The 21117-nt window shown below is 60.8% G+C and carries 21 protein-coding genes, 1 tRNA gene and 1 pseudogene; 13 read left to right on the top strand and 10 right to left on the bottom strand.

Annotated elements, in window-relative coordinates:
- Positions 1 to 31 precede the first annotated feature (31 nt).
- On the top strand, positions 32 to 589 hold the full coding sequence (locus tag ABIE40_RS01985) for a fasciclin domain-containing protein (protein WP_199626072.1): 558 nt from the start codon (positions 32 to 34) through the stop codon (positions 587 to 589).
- A 49-nt stretch (positions 590 to 638) separates the two neighbouring features.
- Here the strand turns inward: ABIE40_RS01985 and yihA are convergent, their stop codons facing one another.
- The 4 genes and pseudogenes from yihA to rpmH form a co-directional block, all read right to left on the bottom strand.
- The gene (gene yihA, locus ABIE40_RS01990; protein WP_199626073.1) at positions 639 to 1295 is read right to left on the bottom strand and encodes a ribosome biogenesis GTP-binding protein YihA/YsxC; all 657 of its coding nucleotides are present in this window, start codon (positions 1293 to 1295) and stop codon (positions 639 to 641) included.
- Positions 1296 to 1425: 130 nt separating this feature from the next.
- A pseudogene (gene yidC / locus ABIE40_RS01995) lies at positions 1426 to 3217 on the bottom strand (membrane protein insertase YidC).
- Positions 3217 to 3624, bottom strand: a complete 408-nt coding sequence (gene rnpA / locus ABIE40_RS02000) for a ribonuclease P protein component (RefSeq protein ID WP_130279171.1) — start codon at positions 3622 to 3624, stop codon at positions 3217 to 3219. Before rnpA ends, yidC begins: the two are co-directional and overlap by 1 nt.
- Before the next feature lie 22 nt (positions 3625 to 3646).
- Positions 3647 to 3781, bottom strand: coding sequence for a 50S ribosomal protein L34 (gene rpmH, locus ABIE40_RS02005; protein ID WP_025555461.1), 135 nt, complete (start codon positions 3779 to 3781; stop codon positions 3647 to 3649).
- 466 nt (positions 3782 to 4247) lie between these two features.
- Between rpmH and ABIE40_RS02010 the strand changes: the two genes are divergently transcribed.
- The 3 genes from ABIE40_RS02010 (at position 4248) to ABIE40_RS02020 (ending at position 8107) form a co-directional block, all read left to right on the top strand.
- Positions 4248 to 6251 carry a methyl-accepting chemotaxis protein gene (locus ABIE40_RS02010; protein WP_199626074.1) on the top strand — a complete coding sequence of 668 codons (2004 nt, stop codon included), beginning with the start codon at positions 4248 to 4250 and terminating at the stop codon, positions 6249 to 6251.
- Between the two features lie 153 nt (positions 6252 to 6404).
- Positions 6405 to 7910 (top strand): ATP-binding protein, encoded by a 1506-nt coding sequence (locus tag ABIE40_RS02015; protein WP_199626075.1) that lies wholly within the window; start codon positions 6405 to 6407, stop codon positions 7908 to 7910.
- 120 nt (positions 7911 to 8030) lie between these two features.
- A tRNA-Arg gene (locus ABIE40_RS02020) sits at positions 8031 to 8107 on the top strand.
- 121 nt (positions 8108 to 8228) lie between these two features.
- Here the strand turns inward: ABIE40_RS02020 and ABIE40_RS02025 are convergent.
- Entirely contained in the window at positions 8229 to 8411 is a 183-nt protein-coding gene (locus ABIE40_RS02025) for a Flp family type IVb pilin (RefSeq protein ID WP_199626076.1), read from the bottom strand.
- 313 nt (positions 8412 to 8724) lie between these two features.
- On the opposite strand from ABIE40_RS02025, the gene ABIE40_RS02030 reads away from it, so the two are divergent.
- Positions 8725 to 9039, top strand: a complete 315-nt coding sequence (locus tag ABIE40_RS02030; RefSeq protein WP_112713633.1) for a hypothetical protein — start codon at positions 8725 to 8727, stop codon at positions 9037 to 9039.
- Between the two features lie 218 nt (positions 9040 to 9257).
- The gene (locus tag ABIE40_RS02035) at positions 9258 to 10139 is read left to right on the top strand and encodes an aldo/keto reductase (protein WP_199626077.1); all 882 of its coding nucleotides are present in this window, start codon (positions 9258 to 9260) and stop codon (positions 10137 to 10139) included.
- Positions 10140 to 10491: 352 nt separating this feature from the next.
- Here the strand turns inward: ABIE40_RS02035 and ABIE40_RS02040 are convergent, their stop codons facing one another.
- The gene (locus ABIE40_RS02040) at positions 10492 to 10875 is read right to left on the bottom strand and encodes a hypothetical protein (RefSeq protein WP_025555417.1); all 384 of its coding nucleotides are present in this window, start codon (positions 10873 to 10875) and stop codon (positions 10492 to 10494) included.
- 177 nt (positions 10876 to 11052) lie between these two features.
- Here ABIE40_RS02040 and ABIE40_RS02045 point away from each other — a divergent pair, with 177 nt between their 5' ends.
- From ABIE40_RS02045 to ABIE40_RS02055, 3 genes are all read left to right on the top strand, one after another.
- Positions 11053 to 12306 (top strand): alpha/beta hydrolase, encoded by a 1254-nt coding sequence (locus tag ABIE40_RS02045; protein WP_413710894.1) that lies wholly within the window; start codon positions 11053 to 11055, stop codon positions 12304 to 12306.
- A gap of 85 nt (positions 12307 to 12391) precedes the next feature.
- On the top strand, positions 12392 to 13642 hold the full coding sequence (locus ABIE40_RS02050; protein ID WP_199626078.1) for an NAD(P)/FAD-dependent oxidoreductase: 1251 nt from the start codon (positions 12392 to 12394) through the stop codon (positions 13640 to 13642).
- Between the two features lie 42 nt (positions 13643 to 13684).
- The gene (locus ABIE40_RS02055; protein ID WP_199626079.1) at positions 13685 to 14722 is read left to right on the top strand and encodes a proline racemase family protein; all 1038 of its coding nucleotides are present in this window, start codon (positions 13685 to 13687) and stop codon (positions 14720 to 14722) included.
- Between the two features lie 15 nt (positions 14723 to 14737).
- Here ABIE40_RS02055 and ABIE40_RS02060 read toward each other — a convergent pair whose 3' ends face one another.
- Genes ABIE40_RS02060 through ABIE40_RS02075 form a run of 4 tightly spaced genes read right to left on the bottom strand, consistent with a single transcriptional unit; the run spans position 14738 to position 17070 of the window.
- Positions 14738 to 15046, bottom strand: coding sequence for a BrnA antitoxin family protein (locus ABIE40_RS02060; RefSeq protein ID WP_025555372.1), 309 nt, complete (start codon positions 15044 to 15046; stop codon positions 14738 to 14740).
- A complete protein-coding gene (locus ABIE40_RS02065; protein WP_199626080.1) occupies positions 15031 to 15306 on the bottom strand; it encodes a BrnT family toxin in 276 nt (91 codons plus the stop codon). The genes ABIE40_RS02060 and ABIE40_RS02065 overlap by 16 nt, the downstream gene beginning before the upstream one ends.
- A gap of 50 nt (positions 15307 to 15356) precedes the next feature.
- The gene (locus ABIE40_RS02070; protein WP_025555520.1) at positions 15357 to 15839 is read right to left on the bottom strand and encodes an RbsD/FucU family protein; all 483 of its coding nucleotides are present in this window, start codon (positions 15837 to 15839) and stop codon (positions 15357 to 15359) included.
- A complete protein-coding gene (locus ABIE40_RS02075; RefSeq protein ID WP_199626081.1) occupies positions 15823 to 17070 on the bottom strand; it encodes an ROK family transcriptional regulator in 1248 nt (415 codons plus the stop codon). Before ABIE40_RS02075 ends, ABIE40_RS02070 begins: the two co-directional genes overlap by 17 nt.
- A 239-nt stretch (positions 17071 to 17309) precedes the next feature.
- On the opposite strand from ABIE40_RS02075, the gene ABIE40_RS02080 reads away from it, so the two are divergent.
- From ABIE40_RS02080 to ABIE40_RS02095, 4 genes are all read left to right on the top strand, one after another.
- Entirely contained in the window at positions 17310 to 18329 is a 1020-nt protein-coding gene (locus ABIE40_RS02080; RefSeq protein WP_112713623.1) for a sugar ABC transporter substrate-binding protein, read from the top strand.
- 159 nt (positions 18330 to 18488) lie between these two features.
- Entirely contained in the window at positions 18489 to 19568 is a 1080-nt protein-coding gene (locus ABIE40_RS02085) for an ABC transporter permease (RefSeq protein WP_199626082.1), read from the top strand.
- A complete protein-coding gene (locus tag ABIE40_RS02090) occupies positions 19568 to 20350 on the top strand; it encodes an ATP-binding cassette domain-containing protein (RefSeq protein ID WP_112713619.1) in 783 nt (260 codons plus the stop codon). Before ABIE40_RS02085 ends, ABIE40_RS02090 begins: the two co-directional genes overlap by 1 nt.
- Positions 20347 to 20976 carry a nucleoside triphosphate hydrolase gene (locus tag ABIE40_RS02095; protein WP_199626083.1) on the top strand — a complete coding sequence of 210 codons (630 nt, stop codon included), beginning with the start codon at positions 20347 to 20349 and terminating at the stop codon, positions 20974 to 20976. Before ABIE40_RS02090 ends, ABIE40_RS02095 begins: the two co-directional genes overlap by 4 nt.
- Positions 20977 to 21117 lie beyond the last annotated feature (141 nt).

The raw sequence follows: 21117 nt of genomic DNA on the forward strand, positions 1-21117 counted from the left end.
GCGTTACGCGGCCGGTTTGGAGGAGAAGATCATGCTCAAGTCCGCTATGCGCACCATCGCGCTTGCCGCCGCCGTATCCGGGATCGCCTTTGCGGCCCAGGCGAAGAACCCGATGGTCGGCGGTGCACCCATGTACCCGACGAAGAATATCGTCGAGAATGCCGTTCACTCCAAGGATCACACCACGCTCGTTGCAGCCGTGAAGGCGGCGGGCCTGGTTTCCACGCTCGAAGGCAAAGGGCCGTTCACGGTATTTGCGCCCACCAACGAGGCTTTCGCGGCCCTTCCGGCCGGTACCGTCGATACGCTGCTCAAGCCGGAGAACAAGGCCAAGCTCACCAAGGTGCTGACCTGCCACGTCGTTGCCGCGGACGCGATGTTGAAGACGGTTGCCAAGATGATCAAGGACGATGGCGGCGAGCACGACATCAAGACGGTCGGCGGCTGCATCATCAAGGCCAAGGAAAGCATGGGCAAGATCACGCTGACCGATGAAAACGGCGGCGTGGCTCACGTCACGATCGCCGACGTCAAGCAGTCGAACGGCGTCATCCACGTCATCGACAAGGTGCTTCTGCCGAAGATGTAAATGATTGCAGGCAGGAGAATGTGGGGAGGCGCCTTTCGGGGCGCCTCTTTCATTTCCAGTTGGTGATTTCCACCGTTTCGGCGATCGCCTGGCGCAAATCGTCCAGTCCGTCGCTCTTCTCAGAAGAGGTAGCAATCACGAAAGGATAGGCGGCCGGGCGCTTCTTGATCTTCTCGGTGGTCTCCGCGAGCAGCTTGACGACAGCCGGCGGCTTGATCTTGTCGGTCTTGGTCAGAACGATCTGGTAGGAGACGGCCGCCTTGTCGAGCAGCGTCAGCACGTCCTCGTCGTTCTTCTTGATGCCGTGGCGGCTGTCGATCAGCACATAGACGCGCTTAAGCGTCGCGCGGCCGCGCAGGTAATCGAAGACCAGTTTCGTCCAGGTGTCGACCTGATCCTTCGGCGCCTGGGCATAGCCGTAGCCCGGCATGTCGACCAGCGCCATCGGCGGCAGGTCGCCGCCTTCGCCGGTATAGCCGTCGGGCACGAAGTAATTGAGCTCCTGGGTGCGGCCCGGCGTGTTCGATGTGCGCGCCAGACCTTTGTGGCCGACAAGCGCATTGATCAGCGACGACTTGCCGACATTCGAGCGCCCGGCAAAGGCAACCTCGAAAGGTCCTTCCGGCGGCAGGAATTTCATGGACGGCACGCCGCGGATAAAGATCCACGGGCGTCCGAAGAGTGGCTTGTCGTTCTTGTCCGTCATCCGGCCCTTATCCAGTATCAGAAATCTGTCAGCTACCGCATTCAGCTTTTGCGGCTGAATGTCAACCTTGCGGCTGTGCGGTAACGGCGCCCTGAAACGAAAAAGCCCCGCCGGAGCGGGGCTTTCAACGTCATTTCGATGGTGCCGGTTTTCGCTTGAAGAGGCCCTTCAGATTGTCGAAGACGCTCGATCTTCACGCCATGGCGCTTCATGATGACCGACTGCTGGATGACCGAGAGCGTGTTGTTCCAGGCCCAGTAGATGACCAGACCGGCCGGGAAGCTTGCCAGCATGAACATGAATACCAGCGGCATCCAGTTGAAGATCATTGCCTGGGTCGGATCCGGAGGCGTCGGGTTCATGCGCATCTGCAGGAACATCGTCACGCCCATGATCAGCGGCCAGACGCCGAGATGCAGCAGGGTCGGTGCCTCAAACGGCAGCAGGCCGAAAAGGTTGACGATCGAGGTCGGATCCGGAGCCGAAAGGTCCTTGATCCAGCCGAAGAACGGCGCGTGGCGCATTTCGATGGTGATGTAGATCACCTTGTAAAGGGAGAAGAAGATCGGGATCTGCAGCGCGATCGGCCAGCAACCCGCCACCGGATTGATCTTCTCTTCCTTGTAGAGCTGCATCATTGCCTGTTGCAGGCCCATGCGGTCGTCGCCGAACTTCGCCTTCAGCTCTTCCATCTTCGGCTGCATGCGCTTCATGTTCGCCATCGAAGCGTACTGCTTGCTGGCGAGCGGGAAGAACAGCGCCTTGACGACGATGGTGGTCAGCAGGATCGCCACGCCGAAATTGCCGAAGTAACGGAAGAAGAAGTCCATCAGTTTGAACATCGGCTTCGTCAGGAAGTAGAACCAGCCCCAGTCGATCAGGCGGTCGAAGCGCGGGATTTCGTAGGAGGTTTCGTAGCCGTCGATGACCGGAACTTCCTTGGCGCCGGCGAAGACGAGGCTCTTCAGCTCGACAGACTGGCCGGCCGGAATGCTGACGGCGTCTTCCTTGTAGTCTGCCTGGTAGGTCGGCCGCTCGCCGGCATAGTAGGCGAAGCGGGCTTCATAGGCCGATTTCTGCGGCGGAACGATCGTCGCAGCCCAATACTTGTCGGTGATGCCGAGCCAGCCGCCGGTGGACTTGGCGGGCGTAACGGCTTCCTTTTCGGCGGCGCTATACTTGGTTTCGACCAGGCCATCGTCACCGATGACGCCGATGAAGCCTTCGTGCAGGACGTAGACGGAAGGCGTCGTCGGCTTGTTGTTGCGCGTGACGCGGCCATAGGAAGAGATCGATGCCGCGCCGGCGCCGCTGTTCGTCACCTTGTCGGTGATCGTGAACATGTAGCGCTCGTCGACCGAGATCGTACGGGCAAAGGTCAGGCCCTTGTCGTTGGTATAGGTCAGCGTGACCGGGGTCTTTTCCGTCAGCTTGGCGCCTTCGGGTGCCGTCCATACCGTCGATGCGCCGGGAACCGTGCCCGTCTGGTCGTTGCCGACATAACCGAGCTCGGCGAAGTAGCCGTCCTTCGATTCAGCCGGCGAGAACAGCGTGATGATCGGGCTGCTCTTGTCGACGGTCTCGTGATAGCCCTTGAGCTTCAGGTCGTCGAGGCGTGCGCCCGTCAGGTTGATGGTGCCCGAGAGAGCGGCGGTGTCGATGACGACGCGCGGCGACTTGGCAAGCGCTTCTTCACGCGTGGTCGTCACTGCCGCCTGGCCGGTCGGTGCGGCACCATTCGTCTGCGGCTGAGCGCCGCCAGCGGCGGGCGTCTGCGTCTGTTCGGTGGTCTGCTGCGCCTTCTGGGCTTCCTGCGCCTTGCGCTGCGCTTCGATGCGCGGATTCATATAAAGGAACTGCCAGCCAAGAACGATCAGCACGGAAAGAGCGATCGCAATGAAATAATTGCGGTTGTTTTGCATCATACGTTCCTGGAGCGGCCTTCATTCGACCGCTTTTGTTTCGGCTTGTTTTCAACGCGGGCTTTGAGCTCCGCAGTCAACTGTTGGAAAGATGCCTTCAGGACATCCCTTCTTGCGACAACCACATAGTCGTGTCCGGCTTGCATTGCAAACCCTGCATGAAGCCGCACGGCCTCTTTAAGACGCCGCCGCATGCGGTTTCTCTCGACTGCGTTGCCATGTTTCTTGGTGACTGTGAAGCCGACACGGGCTTCGGTGTCGGGTTCCTTCCGGTCAAGGACCTCGAGAAGGAAGAAGCCGCCGCGGCGTTTTTCGCCATTGCGCGCAGCAAGAAACTGCGGGCGGCTTTTCAGCCGCCCGACAGTCGATTTTTCTTGTTCTTTTTTGGTCGTCAATTCGCCCGCCATCTCTTATCGGGCAATTCCGGCCTTAGGCCGAAAGACGCTTGCGGCCGCGGGCGCGGCGAGCAGACAGAACCTTCTGACCGCCCTTGGTGGCCATACGCGCACGGAAGCCGTGGCGGCGCTTGCGGACAAGCTTGGATGGTTGGTAGGTACGCTTCATTTATTTAAACACCGCGGAGTGCGGCCCTTCTTAAGTTTTGCAAAGTGCAAGGAGCGTTGTTTTGCGAACGGACGAGGTCAGAGACCTTGAATGACCGGACGTGCGGCGGCTTATACGGATGGTGACCCCGGAAGTCAATTATACCAGCGCAAATGATCTTGCCGGCGCTGCCCATCAAAGTTGCACAATGCAAAAAGTCGCACATTGGTGTTAACGACTACGGCAAGGCCCGGAAAGGTTGAATTTTGCGGCAGATGTGTGGCTGCCGTTACGATTTTCCGGTGTCTCGGCCGCAACGCTTGCAATTTTTGCGAAAATCGTGCTTCGTTCCGGAATAATAGGGATAATTTCTTGTAGTCGGAACAACTAAAATCCGAAACATAACTTTAAGAAATTTCGCCGATATTTTGTTCATCGGCTGGGAAATTGCTTTCCAGGCTCTCTTCACCCCCAGGGAGACTATACTTTGAAAATTCGTGGAAAGATCAATTTGCTGGTCAGCGTGATGGCCGGCGTTGCGCTCGTTATCGGCGCCACGGCATTGTTCGCTATGAACGAATACAACAATAAGCTGACCGCATATGAAAGCGCTTCCAGCCGCGCCTATGCCGGTGAGCGCCTGAACCGTTTCGTGACGGCCGTCGTCATGGAAGCCCGCGGTATCTACGCCGCCAAGGACGTCAAGGACGTCGCACCCTTCGCCAAGGGCATTACAACCGATCTCGACGAGATCGACAAGGTTATCGCCAGCTGGGCGCCGCTCGTGCCCGATAGCCAGAAGGATACCTTCAGCAAGCTCGTCGATCGCTCCAAGGAATTCCGCACCTTCCGCACCGAGACCGCTCGTCTTGGTACTGAAGTGAGCCCGGCTGCCGCAAACGATCAGGGCAACAACGACGCCAACCGCGCCAACCGCAAGGCCTTCCAGGCCGAGATCGACGCCATCGTCAAGACCGACCGCGCTGAACTCGATGCCGTTGACGACGAGATCGAGGCGTTCCGTGAGTCCATCTTCTGGCTCGTGCTTGCCATCACCACCTTCGGCATTGCCGCTGGCGTCGGCCTCGGCTTCTATATTGGCACCAGCCACCTCAGCCATCCGATCAAGAAGGTCACGACCGCGATCAAGGAAGTTGCCGATGGCAATTTCGACGCCGAAGTGCCTTATGCCGGCCGCCAGGACGAAATCGGCGACATGGCCGCTGCCGTCGCCGTCTTCAAGCAGAACGGTCTCGCCGTGAAGCGCCTGAATGCTCAGGAAGCCGCAATGCGCGCCAAGAGCGACGACTTGCAGTCCAGCATGTCCGTCGTCGTCGCCGCCGCTGCTGCCGGCGATTTCAGCCGCCGCATCGAGAAGGACTACGAGGACGACAGCCTCAACCACTTTGCCGGCAACATCAACTCGCTGCTTTCGAGCGTTGATAGCGGTGTCAACGAAACCCGCCGCGTTATCGCAAGCCTCGCCGAGGGCGACCTGACGCAGACCATGCGCGGCGAGTTCCAGGGCGCCTTTGCCGAACTGCAGCAGAACGTCAACAGCACCTTCGTCACCCTGCAGACGACGATGCGCGAAGTTCGCGAAACGACCGAAGCGATCAACGGCAACACCAACGAACTGCGCGTTGCGACCGACGATCTGTCGAAGCGTACCGAGCAGCAGGCCGCTGCACTCGAAGAGACGTCTGCCGCACTCGATGAGATCACCGCAGTCGTCCAGAACTCGACGGAACGCGCCCAGGAAGCCAGCGTCATGGTCTCCGAAGCCAAGGATAAGTCCGGCGCCTCCGGTGTGGTCGTCCGCAACGCCGTCGACGCCATGGGCCGTATCGAGCAGGCATCCCGCGAAATCAGCCAGATCATCAACGTGATCGATGAAATCGCCTTCCAGACCAACCTGCTTGCTCTGAACGCAGGCGTCGAGGCAGCGCGTGCCGGTGAAGCCGGCAAGGGCTTCGCGGTCGTCGCACAGGAAGTCCGCGAACTGGCGCAGCGTTCGGCCACCGCCGCCAAGGACATCAAGGCGCTCATCACCAAGTCGGGCGATGAAGTCAATGTCGGCGTCAAGCTGGTGCAGGCAACGGGCGAGGCGCTCTCCGAAATCGAGACCCGCGTCATCGCCATCAACGACCATATCCATTCGATCGCAACCGCGGCGAAGGAACAGTCGACCGGCCTCAAGGAAGTCAACACCGCCGTCAACCAGATGGACCAGGTGACCCAGCAGAACGCCGCGATGGTCGAGGAAACCTCGGCTGCGACCCACAAGCTCTCGGCAGAGGCCGATGGCCTGGTGCGCCTGATCTCGCGCTTCAAGGTGTCGAATACGGGCCATGCCGCAGCTCCGGTCGCCGTCGCCCGCCGCGAAGAGCATCGCCCGGTCGCGTCGCCGGCCCGCCGTGCCATGAACACGGTCGCCCGTGCCTTCAACGGCAATGCTGCGGTCGCCGAGCAGAGCTGGGAAGAGTTTTGATCGCCAGACGCGCTCGAATTCAGGAAACGCCGCCTCCGGGCGGCGTTTTCTTTTGTGACGAACTGCCGCGCCTCGCGAAGATTTGAAAGTGCAAAATAATCCGTCTAATATAAGTCTCTGCCTCGCAGGCGCTTGCGCCGAACGGAAACAGCGATGCCGGTGCAAGACCAAAGCGGAATTTCAGCAAATGTAACGATGGCTGCTGGCGGTGAACGCCCGGCAGGCTGGCTCAGTGGTCTCTCGGGCAAGCTGCTCTGGATGATTGTGCTGTTCATCATGCTCGCCGAAGTGCTGATCTTCTTCCCCTCGATCGCCAGCATGCGTATCCGCTGGCTGGACGACAAGCTGAACACCGCCGCTGCCGCCGCGATCGTCATCGATGGCCTGCAGCCGGTGGAGCTGCCGCGCTCCGTCCAGAAGGAAACGCTGGAAGCGACCGGCACCAAGGCGATCGTTCTGCGCAAGGACGGCACATCCCGCCTGCTGGCGATGAGCGAGATGCCGACATCCGTCGACGAGCAATATGATCTGACCAAGGTCACGCCCGTCAGCGCCATCTGCGATGCACTGGATACGCTGATCTTCGGCGGCAACCGGATGATCCGCGTCTACGGCCCTGTCGGCGATACCGCGACCGGGGTCGAAGTGGTCATGAAGGATCGGGCATTGCGCAATGCGATGTTCGTCTATGCCCGCAACGTTCTCCTGCTGTCGATCCTGATCTCGCTGTTCACGGCAACGCTGGTCTTCTTCGTCATCAACCGCATCCTCATCCGGCCGATCCGCAATCTGACCGGCAGCATGCAGGACTTCTCGGCCGATCCCGAAAATCCGCAGAACGTCTTCGTCGGCGAGGGCGGGCGCGACGAGCTGGCCGTTGCTGGGCGCCATCTGACCTCGATGCAGGTCGAGCTGCAGAAGACGTTGAAGCAGCAGAAGAACCTTGCCGCACTCGGCCTTGCCGTCTCGAAGATCAATCATGACATGCGCAATATCCTGGCCTCGGCTCAGCTGATGTCCGACCGTCTCGTCGATGTCGATGATCCCATGGTCAAGAGCTTCGCGCCGAAGCTGCTCAGAACCATCGACCGCGCCGTCGGCTACACGACCGCAGTGCTCTCTTACGGCCAGGCGAGCGAATCGGCGCCGCGCCGCCGCCGCATCCGTCTCTACGAGCTCACCCAGGATGTCCGCGACATGCTGGCGATCGATCCGGCAAGCGGCGTCGAGTTCGTCGAGCAGATGTCGACTGATCTCGAAATCGATGGCGACAGCGAGCAGCTCTTCCGTGTCATCCACAACCTCTGCCGCAATGCGCTGCAGGCGCTGATGATGCCGGGCGAGCTTGGAATGGATGGGATCAAGCGAATCACTGTCTCCGGCCAGCGTGTCGGCAGCGTCGTGAGTATTATCGTCGACGATACCGGTCCCGGCATGCCGCTGAAGGCGCGTCAGAACCTTTTTACGGCCTTCCGCGGCTCTGCCCGCTCCGGCGGCACAGGTCTCGGCCTGACGATCGCCCGCGAGCTGGTGCTCGCCCACGGCGGCACCATCGCCCTTGTGGAAAAACCTGCGGCCGGCACGCAATTCCGCATCGAGATCCCGGATCGCCCGGTTTCCCTGGACGATTACCGCTCCCGCAGCCACGCTGAAAAGTAATGCAAATTCCGCAGATCAGCTCTGCGGAACGAAAGTCGCGATTTTTTCACAAACCCTATTGCATTCCCCCGGAGGACCCTTTAGAGGATCGCCACGCAAGCGGTTCAGCCGCTTCGAGACGCACCCGTAGCTCAGCTGGATAGAGCACCAGACTACGAATCTGGGGGTCAGGAGTTCGAATCTCTTCGGGTGCGCCACTCTCTCATTTTTCAAAAACCTAGTACGAAGCAACGAAACCGCGTGGCGCTACTGCGGTCTCGCATGGCCTTCGATGACTCGCCGCGTGTCCGGCGAGTCCGTCACGCGGGGCGGCTATGCTTAGAGGCCGCTGGTTGCGTTTGTCAGCTTCGACGATACGACGTTGAACGTATCGCTCAGCCCGTTGCCGAGGCTGGAGGCGCCGGCGATCAGTGCAACGGAGATGAGCGCCGCGATCAGGCCGTATTCGATTGCGGTTGCGCCGGATTCATCTCTAAAGAGACGTGCAAGAAGCTTGGTCATGAGTTCCTCGTATGGGGGCTGTTAAAATGAGAGTTCGGCCAAAAGCTATGGCGCCTACAAAGTAGCAAGCTATCGTTTAGCTTCCATTAATATGGGTTTTATTATCTATAAATTTCTGGATAATATTTCAGAACATACAGAATAGCCTAAAAGTGGCTGCTGTGCTTTGAGGGTGTACATGGTGATAACAGCTTCGTTACGCCGAGGGTGGTCTCCTTTTATTAAACGGTTCCCCAACCTAGCTTCGCGCAACCTTGCGCGGCTATCTGCGTCTTGAGCCGGATTGTCCGGATTGCGCGCAGGAGAGAATGCAATGAAGGCAAGTGGTTTGGTTGTGGTCTCGGTCGCCGGTATGGCGGCTTTGCTTGCCGGTTGCGTCGATCGTGCCAATTCTCCGGTTCTCTATCCTGTTGGTACGCCTACCAATCCGTCCTTCGTCGCGCATGCGATGTGCATGGGGGAGGGCAATGCGGCCTATGACGAATCGATGCGGCTCTACAAGGAGCGCTCGCAGATCAGCGGTCAATATGATGAGGATGAAGGCAAGGCGGTCTCGCGTAGTGCCGCGCGCCGTGCCTACACCGCCTGCGCCTCGTCGGAAGGCTATCGGGCCGTCTACGATCAATAGACCGTGTAGGCGCCCCAACACCTCTCAAAAACGTGCCGGCTGACGAGGGCAGCATATTGCCCCGCACATGGTCGCTGCCCATCTATCTTCAGCATTGTTCTGCCTTGCCGCCGGAAGCGGAATTGCCGAGCTGTGCGCATTTGGATGTCCGGCCAGCTCCGGCTGCTGCCTCTCGTCCGTTTTGATTGTTTTCACGCATCGATAAGAGAGGAAAGACAATGTCCGCTTTGAATGCTGCACAATCCGGCACCTTCAAGATCGGTGGCGATCTCGAGGTCAATCGGCTCGGCTTCGGCGCCATGCGCGTCACCGGCGACGGTATCTGGGGCCAGCCGGCCGATCATGCCGAATCCATCCGTACGCTGAAGCGCCTTCCGGAACTCGGCGTCAATTTCATCGACACTGCCGATTCCTATGGCCCCGACATTTCCGAATGGCTGATCAAGCAAGCGCTTCATCCCTACAGCAAGGGCTCCATCATCGCCACCAAGGGCGGCCTGACCCGGCATGGCCCGAATATCTGGCTTCCCGTCGGCCGTCCCGAATATCTGATCCAGCAGGTGCACAAGAGCCTGCGCAATCTCGGCGTCGACAGGATCGATCTCTGGCAGCTCCACCGCATCGACCCGAAGGTCCCGGCCGGTGAGCAGTTCGATGCGATCAAGTCGCTGCAGGCCTCCGGTCTGATCCGCCATGCGGGTTTGAGCGAAGTCTCCGTCGCCGATATCGAGGCGGCATCGAAATACTTCAAGGTCGCCACCGTCCAGAACCGCTATAATCTGGTCGATCGCACCAGCGAGGATGTGCTCGACTATTCGGCAAAGCACAATATCGGCTTCATCCCCTGGTATCCGCTCGCCGCTGGCGACCTCGCCAAGCCGGGCTCGCTGCTCGATACGATCGCCAGGAAGCACAACGCGGCGCCGAGCCAGATCGCCCTTGCCTGGGTGCTGAAGCGCAGCCCCGTGATGCTGCCGATCCCCGGCACCTCGAAGGTCAAGCATCTGGAAGAAAACGTTGCCGCTGTCGGCATCACGCTGTCGGATGACGAGTTCGCGGCTCTCGATGCCGAGGGCAAGAAGCTTTTCAAGGCCGCCTGATATTGTGACGAAAGGTGTGGCGGCAACCGTCGCCATGCCCCCGCATCCGGCCGAAAATCGGTCAGGAATTTGACCGGTTGATTAAAATTGCTGCAAAATGAGGCGACTTCGCAAATGTGCGACAGTTAGCTATGCGAATGATGCATTGCTGCGTTGCGGTAATATCCCTATTCCTGATCAAATGAATGGGCTATCTATATCTCCGTAAGCAGCGCACTCCTCCTCCCAGCGCTCTTACGAAGACTGGTAACACTCCTCCTCCCAGTTGCCAGTCAAGATCAAGAGCTCGGTGCACCTCCTCCCGCACCGAGCTCTTTTCCATTTCAGCCCCGTTTATTTCAGTGCTTGGAAATCAGTCGCCGATCCGCGCCACGCCGGTCTCGCCGTTGTCGCGCGTCCACTTCACCTTGCCGGGGCCGGCACGCTCCAGCTGGAAGCACATCGGTGCGCCCTTGTACCAGGTCTGAAATTTCTGGCAGAGCTGGTCCGATTGGATCCACCATTTGCCGGTATCGCTGGGTTTGAAGTAGCGGCCGAGACCGATCGCCTTGCCGCTGCCGTCGACGGCGCCCGATGTGTGATAGTTGAGCGGCAGCTCGCCGCCGAGCGGTGTGGCGAGATAGATCGTCTTGCCGATGATATCGCGGCGGATGTCGTCTTCCGCCAGCCGTTCCGCATGCGCGAGCGACGGCATCAGCAATGCCGCCGAGGCGAGGGCGATCAGAATAGCCTTCATTGCATCCGTCCATCTATCCATGAGTATTGGGTGAAGAACGGACAAGACGAAGATAAAGTTTCACCCGGACGTGATCGGCCTGCCTTATTTGACTCCGCTGCATTGGCCGTCTTATTTGGCGGGCGGCCGGACTGCCGGCAGTAACGGGGAGATGGCATGCTCGGCGGATCAGGGGCGATGCAAAAGACGCTTGCTGCGATGACGCTTGCAGCCTTTCTGCTGACCGGCTGCGGTGGCCGCGCCGTCGGCGTCATGACCCCCGTAGGCGCGACGCAGCCGGGCACCTCTCAAGTCAATCTGCTGGTCGCGACCACTCGCGCACCGGATACCGACCCAGGCGTTCTGTTCTCCGGCGAGCGCGGCACCGGTCTGATGGTCAATGCCGTCGATGTCTCGATCCCGCCGGATGCCAATCGCAAGGTCGGCCAGGTCCAGTGGCCGAAGCGGCTGCCCGCCGATCCCTTGCGTGATTTTGTCACCGTCTCTGTCGATCCGCTGCAGGGCGAGAAGGCGGGGGAGGGCTGGCTGAAGGGCCATATGCCGAAGAGCCGCCGGGTGCTGATTTTCGTTCACGGCTTCAACAATCTCTATGAGGATGCGGTCTACCGCTTCGCGCAGATCGTTCACGACTCGCATGCCGACGTCGCGCCCGTCGTCTTCACCTGGCCGTCGCGCGGCTCGATCTTCGACTATAATTACGACAAGGAAAGCACCAACTATTCCCGCGATGCGCTGGAAGAGCTGCTGCGCCGTACCGCCGAGAACCCCGCCGTTAGCGATGTGACGATCATGGCGCACTCGATGGGCACCTGGCTGACCGTCGAGGCGCTGCGGCAGATGGCGATCCGCGATGGACGCGTGGCCCCGAAGATCAACAATGTCATCCTGGCGTCGCCGGATCTCGATGTCGATGTCTTCGGCCGCCAGTTTGTCAGCCTCGGCAAGGACAAGCCGCATTTCACCATCTTCGTCTCACGGGATGACCGGGCGCTTGCCCTGTCGCGCCGCATCTCGGGCAATGTCGATCGCCTCGGCCAGATCGATCCCTCGGTCGAGCCTTACCGCAGCAAACTCGAAGCGGCGGGCATCACAGTGCTCGATCTTACCAAGCTCAAGGGCGGCGACCGCCTCAACCACGGCAAGTTCGCAGAAAGCCCCGAAGTGGTGAAGCTGATCGGTGATCGGCTGATTGCGGGACAGACCATCACGGATTCCAATGTCGGTCTCGGCGAAGCTGTCGGTGCCGTCGCCATCGGTGCTGCACAGACTGTCGGCAGTGCCGCCAGCGTTGCCGTCAGCACACCGATTGCGATCTTCGATCCGCGCACCCGGCGCAATTACGATGCGCAGCTGAAGCGGCTCGGTCAGTCGGTGGAGAACACCGCAGGCTCCGTCGGAGACAGCGTCGGCGCCGGGCTGCCGAGCCAGTAAAAATTCCCATAGGCAAGTGGATTGATCTGATATATCACGTCCTTTGACGGCGATCTCCAGGGCGCCGATGGGAATGGATGGCGCGATGACGGATAATGTGAAGCAAACGGTTGCCGTGGTCGGCGCGGGTGTGATCGGCGCCTCGATTGCATTCGAGCTTCAACGGCGCGGCTTCCAGGTAACGCTGATCGACAAGGGTGAACCCGGTCGCGGCACCTCCTATGGCAATATGGCTAGCATCGCGCTCGATTTCGCGGCCGGATCCGGCCCCACGACCTGGAAGAAGATCCCCCGATGGTTGCTCGATCCGGAAGGCCCGGTATGGCTTCGTCCCTCCTACGCGCCGAAGATGCTGCCCTGGTTCCTGCGCTTCATCGCCGCCGGCCGGCCGTCGCGCCTGCGCGAGATCGAGGATGCCGGCATGCTGCTGACCGGCCGCGCGCTCGGCGATTTCCGCACCATGCTCTCGGCGATCGGCGCGCCTGACTTGATGACCGACGAAGGTTGCCTGGCGATCTACGAGACGGAAGCCGAATTTGCCGGCGACCGCGGTCATATCGAGATGATGCAGCGCTACGGCTTCGAGTTCGAAGTGCTGAACGGCGGCGCGATCCAGCATTACGAGCCGACGCTGTCGTCCAAGGTTGCCAAGGCGGTGCTGCTGCCTGACAACAAGTCGATCCGCGATCCCTATCAGCTGGTCGTCAAGCTTGCAGCCGCGGCTGAAGCCGCTGGTGCGCACTTCCTGTCCGGCAGCGTGCAGGGAATCGAGCGCAAGCCCGATGGAAGTAAAACCGTCATCCTGGAAAGCGGCCGGCGTATCGAGGTCGGTTCGGTCGTCCTCGCTGCCGGTGTCCATACGCGCACGCTTGCCGAAAAACTCGGCGAGCCGATCCCGCTCGAAACCGAGCGTGGCTACCACACGCAGATCATGAAGCCCGGCATTTCCATGCGCTATTCGGTGATCTGGCCGCACCGCGCCTTCATGGTCACGCCGACCGCAGGGGGGATCCGCATCGGCGGGAATGTCGAACTCGCCGGTCTTGATGCCGCGCCCGATTTCCGTCGCCCGCGTGTTCTGGTACGCCATGCACAGCGCGTGCTTCCCGGCCTTACGGTCGAGGACACCAGCGAGTGGATGGGCCATCGCCCGGCCTTGCCGGACACGATCCCGATCATTTCGGCTTCGTCGAAGGTGCCCGGCGTGTTCTACGCGACGGGCCATGGCCATCTCGGCCTGACGCTGGCAGCGACGACGGCGCAGCTGATCGGCGATATGGTCTCCGGAGAGAAGCCGGCGATCGACATGAAGCCGTTCCGCATCGATAGATATTGATTTGCATGACGAGCCTGAGCTCGCACTGGAAGGACTAGGCAGATGAGATGGAAGCGCACGATCCAGCTTCTGGACGTTCATTGCGAAGGCGAAATCGGCAAGGTGGCGATTGGCGGCGTGCCGAAGATCCCCGGTGAAACAGTGGCTGCCCAGCTGCACTGGCTGAATACCGATCCCAAGGGCACCGAGCTTCGCCGCTTCCTCTGCCTCGAGCCACGCGGCGCGCCGATCGGCTCCGTCAATCTTCTGCTGCCGGCGAAGCATCCGGATGCCGATGCGGCCTTCATCATCCTGCAGCCCGACCAGGCACATGCGAGCTCCGGCTCGAATTCGATCTGCGTCACGACCGCGCTGCTCGAATCCGGTATCGTCGAGATGAAGGAGCCGGAAACGGTCGTCACGCTCGAAACGGCCGCCGGCCTCGTCAAGGCGGTCGCCACCTGCCGCGACGGCCGCTGCGAGAAGGTGCGCCTGACGATGGTTCCCGCCTTCGTCCACGAGCTCGATGTCGAGGTCGAGACGCCGGAATGGGGCAAGATCAAAGTCGATCTCTGCTACGGCGGCATCTTCTATGCGCTCGTCGATGTCGGCCAGATCGGCTCGAAGATCGAGAAGTCCAATGCCGCCGAGCTGGTTCGTGCCGGCATGGTTCTGAAGGACATCATCAACCGCGACATCCAGGTCGTGCATCCTGAAATTCCGGCGATCTCGGGCGTCGCCTATGTCATGTTCCGCGATATCGAGCCGGATGGCGCCGTGCGCACCTGCACGACCATGTGGCCCGGCCGCGCCGACCGCTCACCCTGCGGCACCGGCAGCTCGGCAAACCTCACCACCCTGCATGCGCGCGGCAAGGCAAAGCCCGGCGACATCTTCACGTCGCGCTCGATCATCGGCTCGGAATTCGAAGTCGGCCTGCAGTCCGTCACCGAAGTCGCGGGCCGCCCGGCGATCATCCCGACCATCACCGGCCGCGGCTTCACCTTCGGCCTCTCACAGGTCGCCCTCGACCCCTTCGACCCGCACCCGGGCGGTTTCGCGCTGACAGACGTCTGGGGGCCACAGGCGGGCGAGATTTAAGGAATAATGCCGGGCTCAGAGCCCGGCAGCTTTCCGCAAGGCAGCGTTCATTCGTCCTTGCCAGCCTTTGCCGCTCTCACGGAATTTCGCGACGACATCCTCGTCAATGCGCAGTGTGATCTGCTTCTTGGGATGTTCGATCGGTGGCCGGCCGCGTGCGCGCCGGTGCTCGTCCATTGCATCGAAAAATGCTTTGGGCAAAACGTCTTGCGCGGGACGCATGGCGGCAAGTTCTTCGTCCGTCAGTGGTGGTGAATCGACGGCGTCCCAATCATCCTTGGAGTAGCCACGGCCGGGCTGAAATGTCTTTAGGGTTTTGGCCATTCAAGCTTGCTCCTTTCCTTCGCGTTAGCCTTTCGAAAGCTGATGACGGATATGGCTTCATTTCCGAGCGTCGCGAAAATCACAACGGCTGTCCCATCACGATAGTAGCCAATTGCCTTCATCCGCTGTTTGCCCTCGGCGTCAGGCTTGGTCACCTCGATAACAGCGCGGCGCCAGTCGAGCTCATCGACATCGGCAAAGTCAAATCCATGCTTATCAAGATTTGACTGCCGCTTAGGCTCGTCCCAGACGATCTTCATGAATTTAATGTAGCTACTTTATTGAAGTTTGCAACGCATCGCAAATGACCTCAATACTCGAAAGGATCGCTCTTGCCTTTGGCGTTGCCATGCTGGTCCGCAGTCTGCGGATAGATCACGCCCTTGCGCAGGATGATGTTGGCGTAGAGCCGCGGTTCACTCGTCTGGATGATGGCGTGGGCGGCGCGGACGCGGCCGTAGAAATCCTGGCCGATCAGTGGTGTGACGGCGCGATGCGGTTCGTGGCGGGCGCAGCAGTCGATCATTTCTTCATGCACGGGATCGAGCTTGTCGCGCTCGGCCTTGACCGTCGAGCGGAAGATTGCTTCGGGCACGAAGTCGTCGATCGGCAGCACGCTGAGCACGGCGTCCAGCACCGGGATAAGGCCATGGCCGTCGAGCCGGATCAGCCGGCGGGCGTGTTCGACGCCCGGATAATTGCCGTCGACGATGGCGATTTCGTCGCCGTGGCCCATGGCGCGCAGCGTCGAAAGCAGCTCCGGACTCAAGAGCGGATCAAGCCCCTTCAGCATTTTCAATCTCCTTGAACAGCACGTTCTGATCGGTCAGATAGCGCGCAAAGATCGGAAGGCTCGCCCCGCCGATCGCGCGTGCCTGCGACCCAACAGCGCCCTCGATGATCTCCGGCATGACGACGCCTTGAAGGTCGAGTTTCTCGGCTTCACGCATCGTTGCCCGAACGATCCGTTCGCGCACCCAGCCCGGAAAGCCCCCATCAATGACGGCGGCGCTGAAGTCGATGATCGAGGCGGCCGCAACGATCGCCTGCGCCAGCGCCTTGGCGGAATCCTGGATCCAGAGCTCCATGGCCTCGCCGAAATCCACCCAGTCGTCGGCGGAATACCAGAGCGGCTCGGGATCGATGCCGCGTTCGCGCAGCATGTTTTCGAGCACGAAGATCGAAGCGATTTCAAGCAGCTGCAGCGTCTCTCCGTTCTTGCCGCGCACGGGGAGGGGGCCGATGGCGCCCGCCGTTCCGGTGCGGCCGGAAAAGATCGCCGAGTTCAAGACGATGCCGCCGCCGATGAACGAGCCGATGAAGAAATAGACGAAATCGGGATAGGAGGGGCCGACGCCGAAAACGAGCTCGGCGCCGCAGGCACTCGTCGCGTCGTTCTGCAGGAAGACGGGGTAGGAAACCCGCTTCGTCACCTCGCCCTGCAGGTCGAAGCCGCGCCAGACATCCATGGCGCCGGGCGGCGAACCGACTTCCTCGGCCCAGTTCCAGAGCTCGAAGGGGGCGGCGATGCCGATCCCGGCAATCCGTCCGCGCTGCTGCGCATCCAGCCGTCCCTCGAGCTCGGCAATGCCTGATACGATGAAATCGAGAAAATCGCCGGGCAGGGGATAGGCATAGGTCTTGTGCAGCTGCATGCGGATATTGCCGACGAAATCCATCAGCACCAGGTCGGCGCTTCGCCGGCCCATCTTCACGCCGAAGGAATAGACGGCATCCGGGTTGAGATGCATCGGTATCGACGGCTGGCCGACGCGGCCGCGCACCGGGGCGCCACGCGAAAGCAGACCTTCCCTCTCAAGCTCCCGCATGATGACGGAAACCGTCTGCGCCGATAGACCGCTGCGGCGCGCGATATCGGCCTTCGACAGCGCGCCGTAGAGGCGCACCAGCGAAAGCACGAGCCGCTCGTTGTAGGCGCGCACCCGGATCTGGTTCGCGCCCCCGGCGGGGTTCAATATTGGCGGTTGGGCCGGTGCGTGCACCGGGCCTTCCAAGGATGCCATTGGCCACTCCTCCCGACCATCGGCCTATGCCTGATTTTCAACCAGCATGCCATAGCGAATTAATAATTCAATTGGATTTATTTATTGACAAGCGATTTTCTTTTCGCTTTTAATCGCCAACGTGAACGGCATCGAGCGGCCTGGGAGGAGGCTAAACGCGAAATCCGCGGCCGCGTTCGTGCTTGAAAATACGGGTTCGGCCATCGTGGCGATCCGGTTAATCTCTGGGAGGAGTTCTCATGAAGAAATCAGTTCTCGCTTTCGGCGCGCTCGCACTCGGCGTCGCCTTCTCGGCTCCGGCAATGGCCGCCGACGTTTCGGCCTGCCTGATCACCAAGACCGATACCAACCCCTTCTTCGTCAAGATGAAGGAAGGCGCGACGGCCAAGGCCAAGGAACTCGGCGTCAACCTGAAGTCCTACGCCGGCAAGATCGACGGTGACAGCGAAAGCCAGGTCGCCGCTATCGAAACCTGCATCGCTGACGGCGCCAAGGGTATCCTGATTGCTGCTTCTGACACCAAGGGCATCGTTCCGAACATCAAGAAGGCGCGCGACGCCGGCCTGCTCGTCATCGCGCTCGACACCCCGCTTGAGCCGATCGACGCTGCCGACATGACCTTCGCAACCGACAACCTGCTCGCCGGCAAGCTGATTGGCCAGTGGGCCAAGGAAACGCTCGGCGACAAGGCTGCCGATGCCAAGGTTGCCTTCCTCGACCTCACTCCGTCCCAGCCGTCCGTCGACGTTCTGCGCGACCAGGGCTTCATGATGGGCTTCGGCATTGACCCGAAGGATCCGAACAAGATCGGTGACGAAGACGACAAGCGCATCGTCGGCCACGACATCACCAACGGCAACGAAGAAGGCGGCCGTACCGCGATGGAAAACCTTCTCCAGAAGGACCCGACCATCAACGTCGTCCACACCATCAACGAACCGGCTGCTGCCGGCGCCTATGAAGCGCTGAAGGCTGTCGGCCGTGAGAAGGACGTGCTGATCGTTTCCGTCGACGGCGGTTGCCCGGGCGTCAAGAACGTTGCTGATGGCGTCATCGGCGCCACCTCGCAGCAGTACCCGCTGCAGATGGCCGCTCTCGGCATCGAAGCGATCAAGAAGTTCGCCGATAGCGGCGAAAAGCCGAAGCCGACCGAAGGCAAGAACTTCTTCGACACCGGCGTTACCCTCGTCACCGACAAGCCGGTTTCCGGCGTCAAGTCGATCGACACCAAGGAAGGCCTGGGCAAGTGCTGGGGTTGATCCCCGCCTAGCCTGAACCAAAACGCGGAGATGCCTGAAGCGGCATCTCCGCTCCCTGCTCATCTTTGACAGCGCGCCGAATTGGGTGCAGCTTATCCCACGTCCTGCCAGAAGCTGGCGGGATGCCCCTTAGGGAGTGGGGTCACGCGGAGGATTTCCATGAGCGAGCCGACAACAGCCGCACCGCATCACGATTATGAAAAAGTCCTCAAGGACAGTTCGAAGGACGTTGCTTCCTTTGACACGGACGACAACTCGGTCATCCAGAAATTCAGGCATTTCCTGCACTCGTCGCCATCGGCCGTATCGCTGATCGTCCTTGTGCTGTCGCTGATCATCTTCGGCGCCCTTTTGGGGACCAAGTTCTTCTCGGCATTTTCGCTGACGCTGATCCTGCAGCAGGTGGCGATCACCGGTATTGTCGGCGCCGCGCAGACGCTTGTCATCATGACGGCCGGCATCGATCTTTCCGTCGGCGCCATCATGGTGCTCTCGTCGGTGGTCATGGGACAGTTCGTGTTCCGCTACGGCCTTCCGGTCGAACTCGCCGTTCTCTGCGGCTTCGCCGTCGGTGCCCTTTGCGGCTACATAAACGGCCTGCTGATCGCCCGAATGAAGCTGCCGCCTTTCATCGTCACGCTCGGCATGTGGCAGATCGTGCTTGCCACGAACTTCCTCTATTCGGCCAACGAGACGATCCGTGCGCAGGATATCGAAACCCAGGCGCCGTTGTTGCAGCTCTTCGGCAATACGTTCCGCATCGGCGGCGCGGTCTTCACCTATGGCGTCATTGCCATGGTGCTGCTCGTGGCGGTTCTCTGGTACATCCTGAACCATACGGCATGGGGCCGGCATCTCTATGCCGTCGGCGACGACCCCGAGGCCGCCGGTCTTTCCGGCGTCAACGTCAAGCGTATGCTGGTATCGACCTATGTCCTTTCGGGCCTCATCTGTGCGCTGGCCGGCTGGGCTCTCATCGGCCGTATCGGTTCGGTGTCTCCAACTGCCGGGCAGTTCGCCAACATCGAATCCATCACCGCTGTGGTGATCGGCGGCATCTCGCTCTTCGGTGGCCGCGGCTCCATTCTCGGCATGATGTTCGGCGCGCTTATCGTCGGCGTCTTCTCGCTCGGTTTGCGCCTTCTCGGCACCGACGTGCAATGGACTTACCTCCTGATCGGCGTGCTCATCATCGCCGCAGTTGGAATCGATCAGTGGATCAGAAAGGCAGCAGGCTGATGGCACTCGAACCTCTTCTCACGGCGCGCGGCCTGGTCAAACGTTACGGTCGCGTCACTGCCCTCGATCATGCCGATTTCGACCTCTATCCCGGCGAAATCCTCGCCGTAATCGGCGACAACGGCGCGGGCAAGTCCTCGCTCATCAAGGCGATCTCGGGTGCTATCCGTCCCGACGAGGGGGAGATCCGGCTGGAAGGCCAGCCGATCCACTTCTCGTCGCCGATCGAGGCTCGGAAGGCCGGCATCGAAACGGTCTATCAGAACCTCGCCCTGTCGCCGGCGCTGTCGATCGCCGACAACATGTTCCTCGGACGCGAGCTTCGCAAACCCGGCTTCATGGGCCAGTTTTTCCGAAAGCTCGATCATTCGGCGATGGAAAAGCAGGCGCGTGCCAAGCTTTCCGAGCTCGGCCTGATGACCATCCAGAACATCAACCAGGCGGTGGAGACGCTCTCCGGCGGTCAGCGCCAGGGTGTCGCCGTTGCCCGCGCCGCAGCCTTCGGCTCGAAGGTCATCATCCTCGATGAACCGACGGCCGCCCTCGGCGTCAAGGAAAGCCGCCGCGTTCTGGAGCTCATTCTCGACGTCCGTTCGCGCGGTATCCCGATCGTGCTCATCTCGCACAACATGCCGCATGTCTTCGAAGTCGCCGACCGCATCCACATCCACCGTCTCGGACGCCGTCTCACGGTGATCAATCCGAAGGAATACACGATGTCGGATGCCGTCGCCTTCATGACCGGCGCCAAGGCCGCTCCCCAGGAGACGGTCGCCGCATGAACCTGAGGATAGACGAGATTACCGGCGCGGTGCTCGACCGCGCCGGAAGTGCGAAGCGCTTCCTGATCGCCATTGCCGGTCCGCCCGGCGCCGGCAAGTCGACAATGGCCGATAATCTCGCCAACGGCCTCAAGGCCCGCGGAGAGACCGCGGCCGTGCTGCCGATGGACGGCTTCCACATGGATAATGCCGTGCTGATCGAGCGTGGCCTGCTCGCCCGCAAGGGCATCCCCGAGACCTTCGATGTCCGCGGCTTCCTCGACATCGTCCGCGCCGTCCGCCCGGCCGATCAGGAAGTGCTGGTCCCGGTCTTCGACCGCTCCCGCGAGCTCGCCATCGCCTCCGCCCGCCCCATCTCGCCCCATGACCGCTTCATCATCATCGAGGGCAACTACCTGCTCTTCACGCAGGGTAAATGGGCCGAGCTCGACGGCATCTTCGATTTTACAATCATGCTCGCCCCGCCGATCGAGGTTCTCGAAGAGCGCCTCTGGGAGCGCTGGCGCGGCTACAAGCTCAGCGAAGAAGAAGCCAGCGCCAAGGTCTACGGCAACGACCTCCCGAACGGCCGCCTCATCCTGGAAAACCGCCGTCCGTCCGATGTTACCCTCGAGATCGCGCTCTAGGGCTCACTATTGCGGCACTTGCCGACCGACGAGAATCGCGACATCCATTCAACCTCTGGCTTATCCGGCCGGAGGTTTTTCATTTTCAGCGGCAGGCATCTGTTTTCAAGCCTCACGCGATTTTCAAATCTGCCTTTGCCA

Origin of the sequence: Rhizobium sp. OAE497 (assembly GCF_040546565.1) — a bacterium.
In the GTDB taxonomy this organism is placed as follows: Bacteria; Pseudomonadota; Alphaproteobacteria; order Rhizobiales; family Rhizobiaceae; genus Rhizobium.

Coding starts and splice junctions, on each gene's coding strand:
- ABIE40_RS01985 (WP_199626072.1), top strand. CDS start 32: ATGCTCAAGTCCGCTATGCGCACCATCGCGCTTGCCGCCGCCGTATCC.
- yihA (WP_199626073.1), bottom strand. CDS start 1,295: ATGACGGACAAGAACGACAAGCCACTCTTCGGACGCCCGTGGATCTTT.
- rnpA (WP_130279171.1), bottom strand. CDS start 3,624: ATGGCGGGCGAATTGACGACCAAAAAAGAACAAGAAAAATCGACTGTC.
- rpmH (WP_025555461.1), bottom strand. CDS start 3,781: ATGAAGCGTACCTACCAACCATCCAAGCTTGTCCGCAAGCGCCGCCAC.
- ABIE40_RS02015 (WP_199626075.1), top strand. CDS start 6,405: ATGCCGGTGCAAGACCAAAGCGGAATTTCAGCAAATGTAACGATGGCT.
- ABIE40_RS02025 (WP_199626076.1), bottom strand. CDS start 8,411: ATGACCAAGCTTCTTGCACGTCTCTTTAGAGATGAATCCGGCGCAACC.
- ABIE40_RS02030 (WP_112713633.1), top strand. CDS start 8,725: ATGAAGGCAAGTGGTTTGGTTGTGGTCTCGGTCGCCGGTATGGCGGCT.
- ABIE40_RS02035 (WP_199626077.1), top strand. CDS start 9,258: ATGTCCGCTTTGAATGCTGCACAATCCGGCACCTTCAAGATCGGTGGC.
- ABIE40_RS02040 (WP_025555417.1), bottom strand. CDS start 10,875: ATGAAGGCTATTCTGATCGCCCTCGCCTCGGCGGCATTGCTGATGCCG.
- ABIE40_RS02045 (WP_413710894.1), top strand. CDS start 11,053: ATGCAAAAGACGCTTGCTGCGATGACGCTTGCAGCCTTTCTGCTGACC.
- ABIE40_RS02050 (WP_199626078.1), top strand. CDS start 12,392: ATGACGGATAATGTGAAGCAAACGGTTGCCGTGGTCGGCGCGGGTGTG.
- ABIE40_RS02055 (WP_199626079.1), top strand. CDS start 13,685: ATGAGATGGAAGCGCACGATCCAGCTTCTGGACGTTCATTGCGAAGGC.
- ABIE40_RS02060 (WP_025555372.1), bottom strand. CDS start 15,046: ATGGCCAAAACCCTAAAGACATTTCAGCCCGGCCGTGGCTACTCCAAG.
- ABIE40_RS02065 (WP_199626080.1), bottom strand. CDS start 15,306: ATGAAGATCGTCTGGGACGAGCCTAAGCGGCAGTCAAATCTTGATAAG.
- ABIE40_RS02070 (WP_025555520.1), bottom strand. CDS start 15,839: ATGCTGAAGGGGCTTGATCCGCTCTTGAGTCCGGAGCTGCTTTCGACG.
- ABIE40_RS02075 (WP_199626081.1), bottom strand. CDS start 17,070: ATGGCATCCTTGGAAGGCCCGGTGCACGCACCGGCCCAACCGCCAATA.
- ABIE40_RS02080 (WP_112713623.1), top strand. CDS start 17,310: ATGAAGAAATCAGTTCTCGCTTTCGGCGCGCTCGCACTCGGCGTCGCC.
- ABIE40_RS02085 (WP_199626082.1), top strand. CDS start 18,489: ATGAGCGAGCCGACAACAGCCGCACCGCATCACGATTATGAAAAAGTC.
- ABIE40_RS02090 (WP_112713619.1), top strand. CDS start 19,568: ATGGCACTCGAACCTCTTCTCACGGCGCGCGGCCTGGTCAAACGTTAC.
- ABIE40_RS02095 (WP_199626083.1), top strand. CDS start 20,347: ATGAACCTGAGGATAGACGAGATTACCGGCGCGGTGCTCGACCGCGCC.